General features: G+C 32.6%; 19 protein-coding genes. 5 read left to right on the plus strand and 14 right to left on the minus strand.

The window, feature by feature from the left end; all coding sequences use genetic code 11:
• Window positions 1–14 precede the first annotated feature (14 nt).
• From ACN0QX_RS04550 to ricT, 8 genes are all read right to left on the minus strand, one after another.
• The gene (locus ACN0QX_RS04550) at window positions 15–2,693 is read right to left on the minus strand and encodes a carboxypeptidase-like regulatory domain-containing protein (RefSeq protein WP_417195701.1); all 2,679 of its coding nucleotides are present in this window, start codon (window positions 2,691–2,693) and stop codon (window positions 15–17) included.
• A gap of 30 nt (window positions 2,694–2,723) precedes the next feature.
• Window positions 2,724–3,470: a GLPGLI family protein gene (locus tag ACN0QX_RS04555; RefSeq protein WP_248396705.1), complete on the minus strand. Its 747-nt coding sequence runs from the start codon at window positions 3,468–3,470 to the stop codon at window positions 2,724–2,726.
• Between the two features lie 77 nt (window positions 3,471–3,547).
• Window positions 3,548–3,757 (minus strand): hypothetical protein, encoded by a 210-nt coding sequence (locus ACN0QX_RS04560; protein ID WP_417195702.1) that lies wholly within the window; start codon window positions 3,755–3,757, stop codon window positions 3,548–3,550.
• A gap of 418 nt (window positions 3,758–4,175) precedes the next feature.
• Complete coding sequence (locus tag ACN0QX_RS04565) at window positions 4,176–4,895, minus strand: GLPGLI family protein (protein WP_417195703.1); 720 nt, start codon at window positions 4,893–4,895, stop codon at window positions 4,176–4,178.
• A gap of 42 nt (window positions 4,896–4,937) precedes the next feature.
• The gene (locus tag ACN0QX_RS04570; protein WP_248396711.1) at window positions 4,938–5,090 is read right to left on the minus strand and encodes a hypothetical protein; all 153 of its coding nucleotides are present in this window, start codon (window positions 5,088–5,090) and stop codon (window positions 4,938–4,940) included.
• Between the two features lie 688 nt (window positions 5,091–5,778).
• Entirely contained in the window at window positions 5,779–8,115 is a 2,337-nt protein-coding gene (locus ACN0QX_RS04575) for a penicillin-binding protein 1A (RefSeq protein WP_248396714.1), read from the minus strand.
• A gap of 27 nt (window positions 8,116–8,142) precedes the next feature.
• Complete coding sequence (locus ACN0QX_RS04580; protein ID WP_376858288.1) at window positions 8,143–8,646, minus strand: gliding motility lipoprotein GldH; 504 nt, start codon at window positions 8,644–8,646, stop codon at window positions 8,143–8,145.
• Window positions 8,633–9,991, minus strand: a complete 1,359-nt coding sequence (ricT, locus tag ACN0QX_RS04585; protein WP_417195704.1) for a regulatory iron-sulfur-containing complex subunit RicT — start codon at window positions 9,989–9,991, stop codon at window positions 8,633–8,635. The genes ACN0QX_RS04580 and ricT overlap by 14 nt, the downstream gene beginning before the upstream one ends.
• 271 nt (window positions 9,992–10,262) lie before the next feature.
• Between ricT and ACN0QX_RS04590 the strand changes: the two genes are divergently transcribed.
• Window positions 10,263–11,678: a peptidoglycan DD-metalloendopeptidase family protein gene (locus ACN0QX_RS04590; RefSeq protein WP_417195705.1), complete on the plus strand. Its 1,416-nt coding sequence runs from the start codon at window positions 10,263–10,265 to the stop codon at window positions 11,676–11,678.
• Here ACN0QX_RS04590 and ACN0QX_RS04595 read toward each other — a convergent pair whose 3' ends face one another.
• The 4 genes from ACN0QX_RS04595 to ACN0QX_RS04610 all read right to left on the minus strand — a co-directional run bounded on the left by ACN0QX_RS04595 (window position 11,679) and on the right by ACN0QX_RS04610 (window position 15,260).
• Window positions 11,679–12,587 carry a radical SAM protein gene (locus ACN0QX_RS04595; protein ID WP_376858291.1) on the minus strand — a complete coding sequence of 303 codons (909 nt, stop codon included), beginning with the start codon at window positions 12,585–12,587 and terminating at the stop codon, window positions 11,679–11,681. It lies immediately after the preceding gene.
• A gap of 112 nt (window positions 12,588–12,699) precedes the next feature.
• Window positions 12,700–12,930 carry a ferredoxin gene (locus ACN0QX_RS04600; protein ID WP_248396723.1) on the minus strand — a complete coding sequence of 77 codons (231 nt, stop codon included), beginning with the start codon at window positions 12,928–12,930 and terminating at the stop codon, window positions 12,700–12,702.
• Window positions 12,930–14,174, minus strand: a complete 1,245-nt coding sequence (locus ACN0QX_RS04605; protein ID WP_417195706.1) for a peptidase U32 family protein — start codon at window positions 14,172–14,174, stop codon at window positions 12,930–12,932. The genes ACN0QX_RS04600 and ACN0QX_RS04605 overlap by 1 nt, the downstream gene beginning before the upstream one ends.
• A gap of 12 nt (window positions 14,175–14,186) precedes the next feature.
• Entirely contained in the window at window positions 14,187–15,260 is a 1,074-nt protein-coding gene (locus tag ACN0QX_RS04610; RefSeq protein WP_248396727.1) for a rhodanese-related sulfurtransferase, read from the minus strand.
• 385 nt (window positions 15,261–15,645) lie between these two features.
• Here ACN0QX_RS04610 and recA point away from each other — a divergent pair, with 385 nt between their 5' ends.
• From recA to ACN0QX_RS04630, 4 genes are all read left to right on the plus strand, one after another.
• Complete coding sequence (gene recA, locus ACN0QX_RS04615) at window positions 15,646–16,647, plus strand: recombinase RecA (protein WP_248396729.1); 1,002 nt, start codon at window positions 15,646–15,648, stop codon at window positions 16,645–16,647.
• 110 nt (window positions 16,648–16,757) lie between these two features.
• Window positions 16,758–17,171, plus strand: a complete 414-nt coding sequence (locus ACN0QX_RS04620) for a hypothetical protein (RefSeq protein WP_417195707.1) — start codon at window positions 16,758–16,760, stop codon at window positions 17,169–17,171.
• Window positions 17,172–17,197: 26 nt separating this feature from the next.
• A complete protein-coding gene (locus tag ACN0QX_RS04625) occupies window positions 17,198–17,740 on the plus strand; it encodes an RNA polymerase sigma factor (RefSeq protein ID WP_417195708.1) in 543 nt (180 codons plus the stop codon).
• Entirely contained in the window at window positions 17,740–19,659 is a 1,920-nt protein-coding gene (locus ACN0QX_RS04630) for a hypothetical protein (RefSeq protein WP_417195709.1), read from the plus strand. The genes ACN0QX_RS04625 and ACN0QX_RS04630 overlap by 1 nt, the downstream gene beginning before the upstream one ends.
• A 92-nt stretch (window positions 19,660–19,751) precedes the next feature.
• Here the strand turns inward: ACN0QX_RS04630 and ACN0QX_RS04635 are convergent, their stop codons facing one another.
• Both ACN0QX_RS04635 and ACN0QX_RS04640 read right to left on the minus strand, forming a co-directional pair.
• Window positions 19,752–20,831 (minus strand): TlpA family protein disulfide reductase, encoded by a 1,080-nt coding sequence (locus ACN0QX_RS04635; RefSeq protein ID WP_417195710.1) that lies wholly within the window; start codon window positions 20,829–20,831, stop codon window positions 19,752–19,754.
• 61 nt (window positions 20,832–20,892) lie between these two features.
• Window positions 20,893–21,336 (minus strand): hypothetical protein, encoded by a 444-nt coding sequence (locus ACN0QX_RS04640; protein WP_248396739.1) that lies wholly within the window; start codon window positions 21,334–21,336, stop codon window positions 20,893–20,895.
• Window positions 21,337–21,488 lie beyond the last annotated feature (152 nt).

The following is a 21,488-nucleotide window of genomic DNA, read 5'->3' on the forward strand; positions in this document are numbered from 1 at the left end:
AAGACAAATTGACATTATAGTTTATAAGCCACTTTAAACATAAAAATTCGTGGCATAATAAAGGTTTTGCCATCGCTTATATAAAAGCTTGAAAATGAATTTTGCTGTTTAAATTCGGTATTAAAAATGTTTGAAATACCCATTTCAAAACCCCAAGGACTATTTTCTGTTTGATAGAAAAGTGATGCATTAGCGTTGTCAAATTGATTTTTTATACCAGCTGTTTTATTCTTATAATTGTTGAATGTGTAATCGGCTTTGAAAATAAAATCGTTTAGAAAATCATATTCTAAAGCGGCGAAAATCTCATTGTTTTCAAATTTTGTTTTGTTTCCAAAGGCTTGATAATTACTAAAATCCTTGGTGTAAGCAATTTCGAAATTAGGCCAATTTTTAAAAAATGATTCTGCGCTAATCGTGGAAGAAACGCCTTTAGAAATATTTAAATTTGTTTGATTATTAACCAACTGATAAAAATCATTATAGGTAAAGCGACTTTTAAATTTATAGCTAATTTTTCTAATTTTCTTATTAATGGCGCCATTTACCGTCCACGTATGCTCTGGTTGACTAAACATTATTTGTGTACTGAATTGTTCAATACCATTTAACTGCGTAACGGTTTTAATTTGCTCAATTTTTTTAGTTAGGTTCGTCCCAACATTTAAATAAAAACCTTTAAAAAAACTAGATTTATAATAATTTAAACTAGCTGAATGATACAATTGATTTTCCAAACTCGTGTTCCCTTTATAAACCCTATTAAAGTTAGATAGTACAAAATTGCCTGCAAGCTGGTCAACACTTGGAAAACGCGCTTGCAACTGGTATTTAAAATTAATTTTTTCGCTATTATTAAATTCAATTTTAGTTGAAAATTGGGGTAATAATAAGGCTTTACTTTTAGAGTCTTTATCATTAAATTGGCTGGTGTTCCATAAATAAATATGGTAATATAAAGCTGGCTTAAAGGTTGCAATACCTATTTGAAACTTATATTCTAAACCTATAAATGGATTAACAAACTGATATTGAAAATCATTACCAAAACCAGCACTTGAAAAATTGTTGATGCTGCCATCACTCAATAATTGCGCGTCATTTGAATACAGGTTATCAAAAGCGGCATTAATACCAATACTTGTATATAAATGATTAAAACTATTTAATACCCAATAATCCTTAACTATAGCATTTGCCACATGGGTTTTTATTTTTTTTGTTTGACGAATATTATAAAAATCATCGGTTTCCAACGGAATTAACCCTTGTAGAATTTGCTGATTCGTTTGCCAATTAACAACAGGTTTATTATTTTGGAAAGTATAAGAAGCTTCTAAAGTACCAGTATGACTGTCAGTTAGTTTTTTACTGTAACTAACCTGCTGTTCCAGATTAATATTTTTAATATCAGATTGCGTTGCTATTTGGTTGTTTTGCACAGGATTTATAGTTGAAATAAATCCTTGACTATCATTGTTAGAAATCTTTACAAAACTATTATAACTCAAATCTTCTTTAAAACTTGGTTTGTATTCATAGGTTAGTTTTCCGATGGTGAAAAAAGTATTTACTGTGTTATTGCTTGTTCTATCTTCTATAAATGGTGTTTCATTATCTAAATAAGCCGTATTCGTTTCGGTTTGTGTTTCTATTTTGGCATTATTAGTAATAACATAAGCACTTATATCCGAATTTTTACTTATGGATTGCCTAATATTTCCAGCAGCAAATTGGTTGGTATTGGATTTATAATCGTTATTGTTTAAATACCTGGAAAAATCGCTATTAAACAAATTAAAATAACTCCCAACATCGTCCATGAGTTTACCAAAACCTCCTTCAAACTCTAAATAATCTCGAAATGTAAAACTCTTAACACCTGTATTATTCAAATCGCCTATAAAATTCAAGGTTGTTTCTGGACTATAGTAAAATATGTTTGGATGCACCACATAACGTTCTTTTATTCCAGTTCCCGCTTCTACATCGCCAAACACAAACTTCTTTTTATCTGCTTTCAATTTTATGTTCATGGCTAAGGTCTCACTATCTTTTAAGCCTTTCAGCATAGCAACTTCATTATAATTATCTAGCATTTCTACCTTATCAATGGCATCGGCAGGAATATTGTTTACGGCTAGTTTACTATTTCCAGTAAAAAAGACTTTATCTTCAACCAACACTTTGGTTACACGCTTCCCGTTGGATGTTACGTTACCATCTCTATCCACCTCAACACCAGGCAATTTTTTTAAAACATCACGCAGTTTACGTTCTTCGCCTGTTACAAATTTATCTGCTAAATATATAATGGTGTCTTTTTTTACGGTTACAGGTGGTGTGTAGTGCAGCTCTACTTCTGTAAGTTGATTTAAACTTTCTTTCAAAGAGAAATTTTTAGAAATATTTGTTTCGGCTGTGACTAGTGTAAACGTTTGTGGCTCGTATCCCAAATAACTAACTGTAACTTCATACGTTTGGTTCATCTCTAATTTTAAGAGATAGTTACCTGCTTTATCGGTAATTGAAAAACGCATATCGGCATTTTCAGCATCTGGAACAGCCAGAATATTAGCATATTCTAATGGGTTTTGGAGCGTATCTTTAATAACGCCTGTTACCTCAATATTCTGGGCTTGTAAAACTACATGTGCCAAGAAAATGATAGCAGAAGTCAGTATATATTTCATGCAATGACACTTTGAGTTTAGAAATAATAATTACCTTCCAGAATTTTCTTTTAAAGTAGAAAAGGAAATAGTTTGCTGTTTTTGATAGTCCTCTTTACTTATAGTTTCACCTTCAGGCCAATTGATAACAATGAGTTTTTTAGGATTTAAGACGACTTTTTTAGCTACAAAATGCACAATATGGTCTTTATATTCCAAAACCAGACCAGGTAAATTGCCTACGTATTCTTTTGGCCCAAATGCTATTGGTATTTGTGGTGTGTACCAAACTTCAATGGCAACGGTTTCTTCATTCATTAATTCCTTGTATGCCATGGCTTTGTAACAAACATAATCACCAATTTTTTTAATATTTTTTGTTAATTTCCAATCAATGTGTTCAAGGTTACTTTCTATATAAAGATCGGTACTTGAGTTATCTTGTAAAATTTGTTTTTTTAGTAATAAATTGGTGTAATAGTCACCTTGAGCTACCGCTCTTACAGCTAACATTTTATTTCTATCCAAACCTCCCAAAACCATAGCATTAACTAATCCAAATTTAGATTGAAATCCATTAAAGCTTAATTTACATTCAAAATTTGATGCTGTTTCAGCCATACTACTAAAAATTTGAAGGGCTGATTTATTTGATTCTCTTTTATAACGTTCTGCAACTGCGTTATAAATTGGCTCTAAACTCACAGAATAGGCAACAACACCTGATACTTGCTTGCTTTGAGCAATACTATTTAAATGCATAAGTAGTACTAAAATACTGAAACAATATTTTTTCATATTTGGATAAAATTAAAAAACCATATTACAAATAAATTAAGATAAATGTAATATGGTCTCTAGTTAATCTATAGTTTTTACTCGCACAATTCTAGTGCTGATTGCAGTACTGCACCAGCATAAAAACCGTCGCCACCAGAATACTCGTATATAAAATCTGCCAAATACCATGCATTCTCTTCACAAGTTTTTTGTTTTTGTTCAATTTTTAATGCGCTTAAATTAACAGCATTAATGCTTCCTGCAAAAAATAATGTTAGAATGGTAATACTTAGTACTTTTCTCATAATTTCTAAAATTTTAAACCTGTTATTAATTTTTAGAACAGGTTGCTTAATAAACATTTTTGGCTTATAGTAAAGCCTTGACGTTTTAACTTTAGAAGTTTTGTTGAAGTTATTGTTTTGAAGTTTTGTGTACGTTATCCATAATAGAATATAAATAAAAAACTGACGCCAGTTTAAGATCTCGATCATGCTTCGAGCAACCATTTTAGAAACTTCAAATCTAAAACAATTCCTCTCGGCTTTTCAAACCTAAAAAAAAAACTATTATGTACACAAGCTTTTTTAGAGAATTTTATGTATTTCATCGAAAACTCAAAAAACCGTTACGGTTTTACCGTAAAAAGGGATCCTGTCCGCACTAATACTTTTTTACCTCTACTAAAATTGGTAAATTCGATTGGTGTATTTTTAACTACTTTTAGTTTTTATCAAAAAAATCTGCCATTTTATCACCAACCATTTTTAGAAATTCAGCTTCTTTTATTGTTTTATCAGAATTGGGTCTTTCTATAAATTTGACACTAGTGTCTTTTATTATTATATGTGACGCGTAAAATGTTAACTTTCTATTTATGGTTGCTTCTAATATCAATCCTGGTAAGCCAGTTAATCCGTTTGGACCATAAGAAACCGGTATTTTATTAGTAAACCAAGCTGTAATATTTGAGTTTAATGACGCCGCCTTATAGCATGTGAAATCTCCTATTTGTTTTGTTTCGTTCATAATTTTCCAAGACTCTTTGTTAAAAGGCATCAAAATATTAAAATTTATCCCAGAAAAATTCTTGTTTAATATTTTCACCGAGTCTTGTGTGCTTGTGTAGTAAAGTCCTCGAATAAATATGGACGCCATATTATAATATGGATCTGTATCTAAAGCCATTTTTTCAACTTGATAAAAAACACTTTCTTTTGAATTAAACTGAAGACGACATTCAATTAATTGACTGGCCTTGTTAATAGCCGTTATCCTGTTTTTAATAGAATTATCCAAGTTTTGATTTTTTAGATCATCTATTACTTTAACTTTATAATGTATTGTAGATATCGTCTCATGCTGTTGAGCAGTTGATATATGGATACAAAAAACTAAACTTAAAAAAGATGGAAAATACTTAACAAAACTAGGATAATTCATATGTGATAATTTACTTACTGGAGTGAATGCAAATAATGAATATTAACAACCCTGAATAAGCAATAAAACTAATTCAGCTCCTTGGTCTTCAGAATAACCGTAATTTTCCATATAGTAGAAAGCTATTTCTCTTGCCTCATCAATACAGTCTTTTTTCTGAATTACCTCTTTGGCTATACTTTTATTTGATGTCATACTCATCATAAAGATAGACAAACAAAAAATACTCAATAATTTTCTCATAATTTCTAAAATATTAAACCTGTTTACAATTTATAGAACAGGTTGATTAATAAACGTGTTTAGCTTATAATAAAGCCTTGAAGTTTTAATTTAGAAGTTTTATTTGAAGTTATTGTTTTGAAGTTTTGTGTACGTTATCCATAATAGGATACAAATAAAAAAACTGACGCCAGTTTAAGATCTCGATCAAGCTTCGAGCAACCATTTTAGAAACTTCAAATCTAAAATAATTCCTCTCGGCTTTTCAAACCTAAAAAAAAAAATTACAATTTACACAAGCCTTTTTAGAGAATGTTATGCATTTCATCGAAAACTGAAAAACCCGTTACGGTTTTCCCGTAAAAAGGTCCAGTTTCAGCACTTTAGGTTTTTTGGAGTTTTAGGTTTTGGCTGGAATTCTTGTTACCGTTATCGATACTTCCATTTTGAACTATTGCTCAAATGACCACTCCTGTTTGCTGACAGGCAGGCGAGTTGATGGAAAGTTTTAAATAGTTTTTAGGAGATTCCTCGGTATACCCGGAATGACAGTTTGCTTATTAATTTAAAATAGAAAATATGTAGTACTGTATTAGTATTAAGAAATCAAAAATCATAAAACGTTACTCCCTAAAATGAGATTCCCGCTTTCGCAAGAATTTTAAAAATCCAACTCATCCGGAATTTCTTCCGCTGGAACGGTTTCTTCACCTGCTTCCACATAATCATCACAATCTACTTGAATGGTTAAATCTTTTGGCGCTTCAAAATCGCTTGTAGAAATACCCAATGCTTCATCGTCAATGCAACTACGCATATACATACCCCAAATAGGTAATGCCATAGCAGCACCTTGGCCATAGGTAATAGTTTTAAAATGTGTGGCACGATCTTCTGCACCTACCCAAACGCCTGTTACTAAATTCGGCACCATACCCATAAACCAACCGTCACTTTGGTTTTGTGTGGTTCCTGTTTTTCCAGCAATCGGGTTTTTAAATTCATAAGGATACCCTGTAATAATTTCGGGATAAACACCAGTTTTAGGCATCCAAGTTCGTCTTAAACGCGCTCCAGAACCTACTCTAGTTACACCTTCCATTAATTTAACAGTTACATAGGCCGTTTCTGCACTAATAACATCGCGAGATTCTGGTGTAAATTGGTATAAAACGGTTCCGTTTTTATCTTCTATATGCGTTACCATAACCGGTTTAGTATAAACACCTTGATTGGCAAAAGTGGCATATGCTGCCACCATTTCATAAACACTTAAATCAGCTGTTCCTAAACCAATAGAAGGCACGGCAGGAATATTAGATTCCACGCCTAATTTTTTAACTAAATCTATAACAGGCTGCGGCCCCACTTTATCCATTAAACGTGCGGTAATAGTATTTACTGAATTTGCCAAAGCCGCTTGCAGAGTTACTTCTCCGCCATAATTACCATCGGAATTTTTTGGTGTCCAAGGCTCTGGATTTCCAAATTTCAGAGCTTCAATAGTGATTTGCGATTGTGGCATTTTATAACAAGGTGATAAATGCAATTGATCTATAGCTGTAGCGTAAACAAACGGTTTGAACGTAGAACCTACTTGACGTTTACTTTGCTTAACATGATCATATTGAAAATGTCTGTAATTCATTCCGCCAACCCATGCTTTTACATGACCGGTTAAAGGATCCATAGACATCATACCTGGATGTAAGAATTTCTTATAATAACGCATAGAATCCATGGGTTTCATAATGGTATCTATTTCGCCTTTCCATGAAAAAATAGACATGGCTGTTGGTTTATCAAAAGACGCTATAATTTCTTTATCGCTTTTTCCATCTTTTTTCATAACACGCCAACGCTCTGATTGGCGCATACCACGATTCATTAAGGATTCAATTTCATTTTTATCTAAATCTAAAAACGGTGCCGTTGGGTTGCGTTCTGGTGTGTTTTGATTATCAAATTCGGCCTGTAATCTTGGCATGTGTCTTTGTACAGCTTCTTCAGCATAGTTTTGCATGCGCGAATCAATTGTGGTGTATACTTTTAAACCATCGCCATATAAATTATATTTCTCACCGTCTGGTTTAGGATTGTTTCTAATCCAATCTTTCATAAAGCCATCTAAATATGCTCGGAAATAGGTAGCAATGCCATCCCTGTGTGATTGTGGCGAATAGCGTAAACCTAATTCTAACGCTTTTAATGAATCGCTAGTTTTTGTATTAATATAATCATACTTTTCCATTTGGTTTAAAACCACATTTCGGCGGTTTCTAGTTCCTATAGGATTTCTATGGTCACGTGGATTGTATAAGGATGAGTTTTTAAACATCCCAACCAACATAGCAGATTCTTTTATATCTAATTCATTCGGTTCCTTATCAAAATAAATGCTAGCTGCCGAACGAATTCCGTCAGCATTATTCCCAAAATCATAAATATTAAAATACATGGCAATAATTTCTTCTTTAGTATATTGGCGTTCCAGCTTGATGGCTATTATCCATTCCTTAGCTTTTTGGAGTACGCGTTCTGCAATATTTGAAGAGCCTTCGCCATGGAATAACTGTTTAGCCAATTGTTGAGAAATAGTACTGGCACCACCTCCGCTACCTAATTTTACCACAGCACGCAGTGTTCCACGTGCATCAACACCGGAATGCTCATAAAAACGCGCATCTTCGGTTGCCACTAGAGCATCTACTAAATGTTTTGGGAGTTCATCAAAACTCACCGGCGTCCGATTGTCATTGAAGTAAAATTTACCCAATGTTTTTCCATCTGAAGAAATAATTTCAGTGGCTAAATTTGTTTTGGGATTCTCCAAAACAGTATGATCTGGCAATGCACCAAAAACGCCCCATGACGCCAATAAAAACATTAATACAACAGCAGAAATGCCACCTAAAAATAACGTCCAAAACCAACGCACATATTTTTGAAACCCGTTGGACGTATTTGCTTGTTTTTTTGCTTGTTTCTTTTTTGCCATTGTATAAATACTAATTGATACTGGAATTTAATTTTTTGGTTCTATTGGGTGTTCAATTCTAAAGCCTACTTCTGTAATCCCTTCTAAATTTATAACGCCATTAACCTTGCCATTTTCACGCATGGCTTGTTGAATTTTTATTTGATAGTCGCCTGATTCACTAAAAACAACCCCTTCTTTATACCATAATTTGCTTTCTTTTACATCTGTAAAACCAGTACCTAAAAGTTCGCCATTAGGTTTTGCCATTCTATATTGCAAGGTATCCTTGATTACCTTTCCGTTTGGAAAATCCATTTCAACAATTAAATAGAGATTATTAAATGGGTAATCGTTATTATTACGTAAATTAACAAACAAGTTATACGGGTTAATAGAGTCTGGTGCTTGAAATTTAAATTGCACCACAGAGTCTTTATGCCATGTATTTGGAACCGATTTGTAGGTGTCGTAAACCCGGTTAGAATCGCATGAAGTTACTCCCAAAAACGCCATAACAGCTATTAACATCAAAAATTTATTTGGCATCATTGGAATCGTTCTTTTTACCTTGTGGCTTACGTCTTTTATTTGGCTTAGTCGGTTTATTAGCACCTGCTTTAATATTCGTATTAGTGTCTTTATTTACCGTTTCTTTTCTAGGTTTAGGTCTATTTCTAGGCTTAGGCTTATTAGCTTTTGGTCTGTTTCCATCTTTGGCTTGTGCATCCTTATTGGTTGCTTTGGCTCTGTTTGGCGGTCTGTTTCCCTTTCGGTTATTACTTTTACGTTTTTTATTGTGTTTTGGACTATCAAAACGTGTTAAACTATCTTGTCCCACAACGTTTTCATATTCACTTTTAGTATCTTTTATTAATTCAACCGCATACTCTTCTAAGCTTGCCGGTTTTTTCTTTTCTTTATTAAGCGCAATAATTTCATTGGCTTGAGCCGTTGTAATTAAATGCCAATTCATCCATTCACCTTCGTATGCATACCACATGTGGCCTTTAAAAATATCTGTTTTTTGGCAAACAGCTGTCCCTTTTTCTGTATAGAGTTTTATTTCGGTTTTTGGAAAATCTTTAAGCGCATCCAAATAGGTATCCAATTCATAATTTAAACAGCATTTTAATTTACCACACTGCCCAGCAAGTTTTAACGGATTTAATGATAATTGCTGATACCGTGCAGCTGATGTACTTACCGAACGAAAATCTGTTAACCAGGTAGAACAACATAATTCCCGACCACAAGAACCTATACCTCCTAAACGCGAGGCTTCTTGACGGAAACCAACTTGTTTCATTTCAATACGGGTTTTGAACTCTTTGGCAAATAGTTTAATTAGCTCTCTAAAGTCCACACGCTCTTCTGCTGTATAGTAAAAAGTAGCCTTGCTACCATCACCTTGATATTCTATATCTGAAATTTTCATGTGTAATTTCAAATCGATAGCAAACTGACGTGCTTTCACTTTCATAGGCTCTTCTAAATCACGAGCATCAGACCAAATATCTATATCTTTTTGTGAAGCTTTTCGGTATATTTTGAAAAATTCCGGATCTGTTTCCGAAACTTTTTTACGTTTCATTTGTACACGTACTAATTCACCTGTTAACGTAACCATACCAATATCGTGGCCATACTCCGCCTGGGTTGCCACAATATCCCCAATACTTAAAGTTAAATTTTCTGTATTTTTATAATAGTGTTTTCGTCCGTTTTTAAAACGAACCTCAACCCAATTAAATGCTTCTTGACCATTAGGTAGTGTCATGTTTGCTAGCCAATCAAATACCGTTAATTTATTACAACTATCTGTGCCACAGGTACCATTGTTTTTACAACCTTTTGGTTGTCCATCTTTGCCTGTTGAGCAAGTGTTACAACTCATAATTTATATATATATAGATTCTGAAAACCTAAATGCCTTCAGAAGACGATTAATAATCCTTTTAAAGATGTAAAGATAAGATTATTTATTAAGTTAAATAATATATGATATATGCGGGTTTTAAAAATAATAAACTATCTTTATGTATTGATTGCTAGTTGTTTAAAATTTATTTTTTTTAATTAAAGCACATTATTAAGCTTTTGTTTTTTTTAATACTCCCCATTTCTTTTTTTTTAGATCGTACTATAAACCACTTAAAACTTTAATTATGAAATCTAATTTTACTTACGCCATTTTTATTAGTTTTTTAATATTCTCGTTTAACAAAACCTATTCTCAAGATTTTATGTCTGGAAAAGGAGATGCTGAATTCATTTTTAATGAAGCTAAAACACCTTGTTTAACAGTCGCACAAAGAGAACAGATTAAAAGCCAATTACAGTATAATGTGAATGTATTAAAACAACAAAATAAATTAGCTTACAATAAAGCCCATAAAGTTGGTGGCCATGTATTGTTTGCATGGCCGCTGCAACAGGCACCTGCCTTTAATTACAATGATACATGGGCCATTTCTGGATATGTAGATCACAATACAGCTTTCCCCAATCAATTATTAGACTATAATTGTGGAAGCATTACCTATGATACTGCTTCTGGTTATAATCATCAAGGTTTAGATATTTATTTGTGGCCATTTTCTTGGAAACAAATGGATGATTCTCAAACAGAAATTATTGCAGCTGCGGCTGGTCAAATTATAAATAAAGGCGATGGTCAGTTTGATAGAAGTTGTAATTTTAATAGTAATACTTGGAACGCCGTTTATGTACAGCACAATGATGGAAGTATTGCTTGGTATGGCCATATGAAAAACGGCTCTGTGACTTCAAAAAATATTGGAGATATGGTTTCTGTTGGTGAGGTTCTTGGAACCGTAGGTAGTTCCGGTAACTCCACGGGTCCACATTTACATTTTGAAGTTTATACAGACAATAGCTACACACAACTTATAGACCCCTATTATGGCAATTGTAATAGTATGAATGTGGATTCTTGGTGGTTAAACCAAAAACCATATAGTAATCCAAACATTAATGCTGCCTTAACGCATACTGATAATCCTATTGTATTTCCAACTTGTCCAACCGCAGAAACAACTTATGAAAGCAACACGTTTGAACTAGGCGATACCATTTACTTAACGGCCTTTTTAAGAGATCAGGTAGCAGGAACCAATTTAAGCGTCCAGATTATAAGACCTGATAACTCCTCCTTTTATAGTTCTTCCTTTAATACAACTACAACTAGTTCTTCGTGGTATTATTATTGGTATTTCAACTCTTTTGATGCCATTGGTGATTGGAAATGGCAAGTTACATACGAAGGGCAAACGGTAACACATTTGTTTACGATTCAAACGCTTGGTATTGACGAAAATGAATTACAAACCGTTGCTGTTTATCCAAATCCAACGACAAGTAATATTTATATTTCTTCAGGAAATCAGATTATAACAAAAGTTAAAATAGTTGATATTCATGGTAAAATAATCAAAACTATAACTAATAACGTTGATGGTATTACAACTGTAAATTTAGAGGATATTTCTAACGGGCTTTATTTTTTAAGCCTTGAAAGTACTACAAATCAGAAGAAAACTATCAAAGTTATAAAAGCGTAATTATGAATTAAATTCAATTTCATAATTCAACCGATTAGAAGCCGACTTTAATTCTGTTTTCGATTTAAAAATATTGCGAAACAAGAGCTTATTCCATCCAATTTTTTTGGAATAGCTATTAAAGCTTTCTTCCTGCCAATTAAAGCCTTCACGCCAAAATTTTTGTGGAGAAACATAGCAAAATGTATAATCGAAAATAAAGCTAGAATCGTTTATTTTATTGTGATTTGGTATGGTGTCAGACGCTAAAAGTGTTATATTATTAGCTTTACAACGCGCTTTAATTTGGTTAATAATTTTTGGGTAATCTGCTCTTAAAGTCTCTAAATCAAAATCGTTGTATTCGGTATTTCCAATTTTCTGAATCGGTCGAATTTGAAGTATATCAAAACTTTCGCCATTAAAATGCTCAAAGAAATCGGCTAATTCATAAAAATTATCCTTGTTGAAGGTGTAATTGATACGTACTTTAAACTCATAGTGTTTTTTCAATTTTTCGAAAGCCTTGAATGCTGCATGAAATTTTTCGTAGCTGGCCTTTTTCATAAAGTTTTCATAGCTTTCCTTATGAACACCATGAAGGGAAATGGTAAATTCATTTAAACCAGCCTTTATTAGTGCTTCAATTTTTTCTTCGTCTAATAAATTGGCATTCGTAGTAATAGAAATATATGGAACGTTGTAAGCTTTTCCTAGCGCTACCACCTTCACCAAGTCCTTATATAAAGTTGGTTCTGTTCCACAACCAATTTGAAGTTTTAAAGCACGTTTAAAAATAGTTTGGGCAACCTGCTCCAATTCAGCTTCTTTAAACTGACCTTTTAGCGTTTTTACGTAATCCGCATCCGTAAAATAGCACATTTTACAACGCAGATTACAAGCCATAACGGGATCTAAATTTACAGCCAAGTAGCGTTGATTAAACGTATGCAACAAATAGAGGCCAAGAAATTTAATTCTGTGGCTTTTAATTTTTCTATTGAGTTGTAACAGTTTATAAATATTCATTACGGGATGTTAATCAATTATTTTTAACGCTTATAATCTTGACAGGACACGCTTTTGATGCATTTTCACACGCTTCCAAGATGCTAAAATCGTTTGATTTTAAAGTGAAAAAACCTTTCTTTTCTATAGCGTGCAACAACACTGTTTTCCCGTCTTTTTTGGACATCTGGAATTGGTTTGGTGCCATTTCCACACAGTAATTGCAGCCAATACATTTATGCCGTTGTAAGGTAATAATTACCATTAGGCTTCTACTTTATTTTCAACAATTTTATACAATTTATCTGAAGGTCTTATTCTAAAATCCATAGGAATAGTCACTAAATCACCTTTAGAACCTTTATCAGTCCTTGAATTGTTCACCATCAGTCCTATTACTACCATTTCTTTAGCTCCAGTAGTTGGACCCGTAACTAAAATAGTATCTCCAACGGTTACATCAAAGGCTTCAATTTTAAATTCGCCTATTTTAGCTTTCGGGTAAAAATGTGTGCCTTTACCTATATACACCTTTTTTTGTGTAGCTTGAGACCCAGAACTATTGCTCCATTCGCCAAGTTTCTGACCTAAATAATAGCCACTCCAAAACCCACGATTGTAAACTTTTTCTAATTCCTGCATCCAGGAAATAACCTTTTCTTTGTTATATGTGTCATTTGCAACACTATCTATAGCATCGCGATAACATTTAATAACTTTTGCTACATACTCTGGTGCACGTCCTCGACCTTCAATTTTCAAAACTTTAATTCCGGCGTCAACAATTTCATCAAGAAAATCTATAGTACACAAGTCCTTTGGAGACATAATGTACTCATTATCCAGTTCCATTTCAAAACCTGTTTCTTGGTCTATAACGGTATATTTTTTTCGGCAATTTTGTTTGCAAGCTCCCCTGTTTGCTGAAGAATTATACGAATGCAAACTCATATAGCATTTTCCGGAAACAGCCATACAAAGCGCGCCATGACCAAAAATTTCAATCTCTATTAATCTACCAGAAGGCCCTTTTATTTGCTCTTTTTCTATGTGTTCGGTTATTTTTTTTACTTGTCGCAAACTCAATTCACGACTCAAAACCATGGTGTCTGCAAACATGGCATAAAATTTAACCGTTTCAATATTCGTGATGTTTAATTGGGTAGAAATATGCACTTCCATACCAAGCTCTCTAGCCGAAGAAATAACGGCCTGATCCATAGCAATAACTGCTGTAATATTAGCTTCCTTAGCTTGCTTTAATAAGGTTTTTACAATGGATAAATCGTGATCATAAATAATGGTATTTAACGTTAAGTAGGTTCTCACATTATTGGTCTCACAACGTTTAGCTATTTCGGGTAAATCGGCAATGGTAAAATTAACCGTTGCACGAGCTCTCATATTTAACTGTTCTACACCAAAATAAACAGAATTGGCCCCATTATCTAAAGCAGCTTGAAGTGATTCGAAATTCCCTGCAGGTGCCATTAATTCTATATGCTGCATACTCGTGAAATTTTAGGAATTAGAATTCTTGAAATTTTCAAAAATGTTACGCAGGTCTTTTTTATACGGCAAATGATCGGCTCGTCCCTTTTTAAAGATATCATTGCTATTACCCTGTCCTTTACGCAAGGCTTTTTGCTCTTCGAAAGATAATTGAATAATTTCCTGACAGGTTGTAGAACAGCAGTTTTCCATTTTTTCCTTACAAGACTCACACTGAATAAAAAGTAAATGACACGCCTCATTGGCACAATTGGTGTGCAAATCAGCAGGCTCACCACATTGGTGACATTGTGCTATAACATCGTCTGAAATTCTTTCAGAACGACGCTCATCAAATACAAAATTCTTGCCTATAAATTTATTCTCTAATCCTTTTGCTTCCACTTGGCGCACATAATTAATGATACCACCTTCCAATTGATACACATTTTTAAACCCCTTATGTTTGTAATACGCACTCGCTTTTTCACAACGAATTCCACCTGTACAATACATTACTAGTTTTTTATCTTCTTTGTGGTCTCGTAAATCCGCTTCAATAATATCTAAAGACTCCCGAAAAGTATCCACATCTGGTTTTACGGCATTTATAAAATGACCTATTTCACTTTCATAATGATTTCGCATATCTACCAAAACCACGTTTGGATCGTCAATAAGTTGATTGAATTCTTCGGCTTCAACGTGAATGCCTTTATTGGTTACATCAAACGTATCATCGTTTAAACCATCGGCTACAATTTTATCACGCACTTTCACTTTTAGTTTTAAGAATGAAAAATTATCGTGTTCAATAGCAATATTTAATCGCACATTTTCCAGAAATGATATGGTGTCCAAGTGATTTTTAAACAGCGTGAAATTATCTGCTGGCACGGAAAGTTGGGCGTTTATGCCTTCATGAGCCACATATATACGTCCTAAAACGTCTAGGTTATTCCAGTTTAGAAATAAGTGATCTCTAAATGCGTTTGGATTGTCAATTTTCGCGTATTTATAGAAAGAAATAGTCAAGCGTTCTTTTCCCGCTTGCTCAATAAGTTCAGTTCTTTCTTTGGCGCTTAAGGTATTGTACAGTTGCATGCTATACTAATGTTTAAGGTTAAAGAATATTTTAGCTGCAAATGTACTATTTTTTGAGCGAATCTGATTTTTCATCAAACAAAAAGCACTTTATAATGATTTATAAAGTGCTTTAAGTAGACTAACTCGTTATTACTATTTTTTTTAATTCAAAAAAATAACAATCCGAGCTAACCTCCATCGGCTTTGCAGCTTCCGTTTATAACTACGGTTACTGAAACGCCTAATTCTCCTATTAATAATATTTTTCTAATAAATCTCATAGCAAAAGTTTCCCAGCTTTATTAAGTAGATGCAAAAACAACAAAAAGGTTGCGTCATAAAATTGTAAAGTGAAAAAAGAGTGGTATTTTAGCAACACTTTTACAAGATAAAATATACAGAAATGAGCAACGAAAAAGACGCAAAATTAAAAGCGCTACAACTTACTTTAGACAAACTAGATAAGGCTTACGGCAAAGGAACGGTAATGAAAATGAGTGATCAAGCTGTTGTTGATGTCGACGCTATTCCTTCGGGGTCTTTAGGATTAGATATTGCACTAGGTGTTAATGGCTATCCAAGAGGTCGTGTTATAGAAATATATGGTCCAGAATCTTCTGGTAAAACAACGTTAACCTTACATGCTATTGCTGAAGCTCAAAAAGCTGGTGGAATTGCTGCTTTTATTGATGCAGAACATGCTTTTGATAGAACTTACGCTGAAAAATTAGGAGTAGATATTGATAACTTAATTATTTCGCAACCTGATAATGGTGAACAAGCATTAGAGATTGCCGATAATTTAATTCGTTCTGGTGCTATTGACATTGTCGTTGTTGACTCGGTAGCTGCTTTAACACCAAAAAGTGAAATTGAAGGTGAAATGGGCGATTCTAAAATGGGATTACATGCTAGATTAATGTCTCAAGCCTTACGTAAACTAACAGCCTCTATTAGCAAAACCAATTGTACGGTAATTTTCATTAACCAATTACGTGAAAAAATTGGGGTTATGTTTGGAAACCCAGAAACAACAACAGGTGGAAATGCATTAAAATTTTATGCTTCGGTACGTTTAGATATTAGACGTTCAACACAAATAAAAGACACAGACGGAAATGTGCAAGGAAATAAAACCAGAGTTAAAGTGGTTAAAAATAAAGTTGCACCACCTTTTAGATTAGCTGAATTTGATATTATGTATGGCGAAGGTATTTCCAAAGTAGGTGAAATATTGGATATTGCTGTAGAATTTGATGTTATAAAAAAAGCAGGATCGTGGTTTAGTTATGGCGACACCAAATTAGGACAAGGTCGTGATGCGGTTAAAGCGCTTATTAAAGACAATCCAGAACTCATGGATGAGTTAGAAGTGAAAATAAAAGAGCTTATAAAATCAGCTTAAATTTTAAAAAAATCCCAATCTATTTGGGATTTTTTTATATCCCAACGCAACCTTTTGTGTTTTAGTGCATCTATATAATGAAACACACTATTTAAGGTTTGCCTCGAATTATGAAAAAATTGTTTGTTTGCCTGTTTGCCCTTGCATCATTAGCCTGTAGTGTTAATGATGAAGATATCCAGTCAAGCACTGTAATCATGTTACCAGTAGAAAGTGCTATTGTTCCAGATGAATTTGTTGGTGGTCAAGAATATGAAATCTTCATAACCTACAAACGGCCAACAGAATGTCATGTTTTTAAAGACATTTATTCTCAAACACAATCAGATGGATTGATGATAGCCATAATGTCTACCGTATTTAATGAAAATAATGATTGTCCACCAAGTAACGAAACGGTAGAAAAATCATTTAAATTCAAACCGAGTAGAGATGAAAATACGTATGTATTTAAATTTTGGCATGGTAGCAATGGATCAGGAGAAGATGAATTTATCATTTTTGAAGTTCCAGTAGTCGATTAATTAATGTTTAACTAAATGTGTTTCATGTGAGTTTAAACCAACTCATACAAAAATGTAGTAATCATGATACTCAAGCACAAAGCGAATTATATCAGCTCTTTTCGAGCAAATTGTTTTCGGTTTGTTTAAAGTATTCAAGAAATTACGCCGAAGCGGAAGATAATCTGCAGGACGCGTTTTTGACTATTTTTAAAAAAATTAGTCAGTTTAATAATAAAGGTTCTTTTGAAGGTTGGTTGAAACGCATTGCTATTAATACGGCGTTACAACGCTATAGAGGTCAAGGCGTTTTTGAAATAATAAACGAAGATTTCATAGCAGATGAAGATATAGAAATTGATGATGAAGACATTTCTCTTGATTTTTTGCTAAAAATTATTCAAGAATTACCAGACCGATATAGATTGGTTTTTAACATGTATGTGTTGGATGGTTATTCGCATAAAGAAATAGCTGATTTATTGCGCATTACAGATGGCACATCAAAATCGAATTTGGCTAGAGCACGAAAAATATTAAAAGATAAAATTGAAGCATATAAAGCGGGTTTTAACGCGCAATCATTATAATGAGTAGTAAAAAACACATAGATAGAATTTTTCAAGAATCTTTTAAGGATTTTGAGGCGAAGCCCAATCCTGAATTGTGGTCTAAAATTCAAAACGAGTTACCATTAAAAACGGAAAAGCCTAAAACAGCTTTCCCTATCTGGATGCGTATAACTAGTGCTGCAGCTGTGTTAGTTTTATTGGTAACTATTGGTTCTGTAATTTTTACTGGAACAAATAACCCGGTTTCTACAGATGAAAAAATTGTAGATACTCAAACACGATCAAGTGATGGTATTTTAAATTCTAATAATGCGCCTAATATTTCTGAAGAAAATTCAACAAACAAAAACAATATAGTTGTTGATGATCCGAAAGCGACTTCAAATAAGGCCTCAAAATTTAACAATGAAAGCATTGCGAATACAGACATAGAAAGTAATGGTAATCCAATAGCTAGTGAAAATTCTGGAGAGGATTCTATTACAAATTCTAACAAATTAAATAATGCAATTGCAGCCTCAAGCAGAAATACAGCCGTTGCCAACTCTGAAAATAGAAATAATAAAAAAGATAGCCATACCAATAGTAATTACGCCACGAATCCTAATACAATAAAAAATAATAATAGTCTTAAAACTCAAAATACAAAGACTATTAATAAGGGAATTGTTACTCAAGATACCGCATCAAATCCTAACACAAAAGGATTGGTAAACCAATCTAATACTACAAGTAACAATGTTAAACCAAATAATACGATTGAAGCTACAAATAATGTTGTGGTTCAAGAATCTCAAGCTTCAAAAAACGCAATTAATACTTCAGTAAACAGAACAGGTATTGCAGCAAATTCAGTTTCAAAAAATAGTTCTAAAACTGATGCTATTTCTGCGAACGAAACCATAAATAACAGTATTAAAACACCACAAAATAATAACAATAATACGGTAGCTTCAACTATCAACAGCGCGAACCAAAGTAATAAAACGGCATCTGATGTTCAGCGTGCCGTTTCTACTTCGGAAACCGATAATGTGTTGAAAGAAACAAGCGCGCAAAATGCTATTGCTTGGAATGCTAAGACAAGCAACACACCTCAAAATGAAAAAGAAAAAGAGGAAAACTTAATGGTTGGTGATTCGCTAGTTAGTGAATCACCTTCAATTGAGGAAGCTATTGCTCAAGCCGAAGAAACTAGTGAAAAGGAAGAAGAAGAAAAACTAGTAAATAGGTGGCAAGTTCAAGCAAACATTGCGCCTGTTTACTACAATTCGTTAGGTAAAGGCTCGCATATTGATGACGAATTTGTATCCAATTCTAAAAGTGGTGAAACCAATACCAGTTATGGTGTAAATGTAAGTTATGCCATTAGTAAAAAATTAGCAATTCGCTCCGGAATTAGCTCCTTAAATTTAAGTTACGACACGGATAATGTTATTTTATACAATTCGCCAACAACCAATACGCCAAATAATACAAATCCGCTGCGCAACATAAATTTAGTGCCAGAAAATCAGGAATTAACTGCTTTTAGCGGTGATAATTTAGGTTTTCAACAAATAAATAACGTGTTATTTAATGCCGCTATTAGTCAACGTTTAAGCTATTATGAAGTTCCTGTCGAATTGGAATATAAATTAGTTAATAACCGCTTTGGTGTTCATATTATTGGTGGGATGAGTACCTTCTTTTTAAATGATAACGAAGTGTATTCAGAATTTGAAGAGTATAAAACCTATATAGGTGAATCAAGTAACGTAAACAGTGTGAGTTTTAGTACCAATTTAGGAATTGGGTTGAATTATAAATTTACGGATAAACTTCTATTTAATTTTGAACCTACTTTTAAATACCAATTAAATGGTTTTGAAAATACATCTGGTGATTTCAGACCTTACATTATAGGTGTTTATACAGGTTTTAGTTACAAGTTTTAATTTTAGTTGGTTAGATTGATGCTGTTTTTAAGAAATTGAAACAGCATGATAAGTAAAAAAGCTATTCTGTGCCAAGAGTAGCTTTTTTTGTTTTACAACGCTTTAATATCTGTCTCTATGGCATCTGAATATGAAGAATATTCTTTAATTATAATCCCATTTTTATCGACCAGAAAGTACGTAGGGAAGCTGTTTATATTGTAATCTTGAAGTGTTTTTTCTGTTCCTTTTAAATTAATATAATCTACTTTTTTGCTTAACAACATCCTCTTACTTTTTTCAGGACTTTCTGTTGAAATCCCAATGACACTAATTTTATCATTATATTTATTTTGAAGATATTTCAGTTTTGGTAATGATTTAATACAAGGACTGCACCAAACTTCCCAAAAGTTAATAAGAGCAGGAAAATTTTCTGAAATAACAAGGGGCTCGTCATTCCACAAATTAGGGAGATTATTAGTTTTAAATTGAGTGCCAACCATAGAGATTTTATTAAATGACTGACTATTAATTATGTCTAGCTCTAAAAGTCCGTTTTTCTTATTATCTATAAATTTGGTAACTTTATCATTTACTAACACTTTACTAATTAGAAATGTTTTTGAAGTTCTTTCTCCTAATTTTTCTAATGTTATTTTAATTTTTGAAGGAGAAAATGTAGTTTTATTTATATTTATAATTTTTTGAATATTGTTAATTTGAAAAGTTGTGTCGTTTTCGAAGGTAAATTGTAATTGATACTCATCTTCATAGTCCACTAAATTAACTGTTTTATAGAAACTATCTAAACCAAAAATCTCTTCTATAATTAGTTGACCTCCTGGACTTCCCAAGAAACCATATGAACTTACCAATTCATAGTTACCATCTCTGTTTGAAATTTCAAAACTTTTATAATTATCATATAAATAGCTTATTTCAAACGAATAAGATTCAACAAAAAATGACATTCCAAACAAGGTGTCATTTTTGGTTTTCTCAATTAAAACCTGTCCGGTTCTATTCCAAACATCATTTAAAGAGAAACTATCTATCAGCGTTATATCGTATTGAATTTTACTATTCGCTTTGGCTCTTAATTCATACTGATTGATAACATTTTTTGCCGTCTCTTTCTTGTGACAATTAAAAAAAAATAAGGTTATAAAAAAATAAATATATAGTTTCATAAAAATAAGAAATAAAATAATCCAATTAATAACAAGCAAATATTATTAATTGGATTAAAATTTAACAACCTGTAAGACAAATATATCTTGTCAGTTTTTCACAATTGTAAGGACTTGTACATTTGTACTCCTTATAATCTTCATATGCTAATTTACTCATACCAAATAACAACCAAAACTCCTCATTATCCATAGCTGATAATTCGCTTTCGATTATTACATAATTTGCGGTTGTTATTATTCCATCTCTGAATTCCATACTCTTGATAAACTCTGATTTGGTTTCTCCACTTAATTTACTAACAACAGAGTTTTTATCAATTGCATAACGCTCAAAATCTGAAAGTGTAAAGATTTCTTGAATAACTCCTTTGTTTAGTTCTTCTTTGCTTTTAACAACTTTGTTAATTGACTGATCTTCCAAAATATTACTTTCTGCATCACTACAGGAAAAAGCAAAGATTAAAATGGTAAAAATCAACGTTCCATTAAATAGTTTTTTCATAATTTCTTAAAGTTTATTAGATTAATAATAAACTAAATCTATAATCTATAATCTATATTCTAATAAACCTAAATTATTTAAACATAAAATTAATTTAATGAGTGATTTACGGTTTTACCGTAACTGTATTGAAGAAAAATATTACAAATGAA

The sequence above is a fragment of the Bizionia sp. genome (genome assembly GCF_048259285.1).
Lineage (GTDB): Bacteria > Bacteroidota > Bacteroidia > Flavobacteriales > Flavobacteriaceae > Algorimicrobium > Algorimicrobium hallyeonense.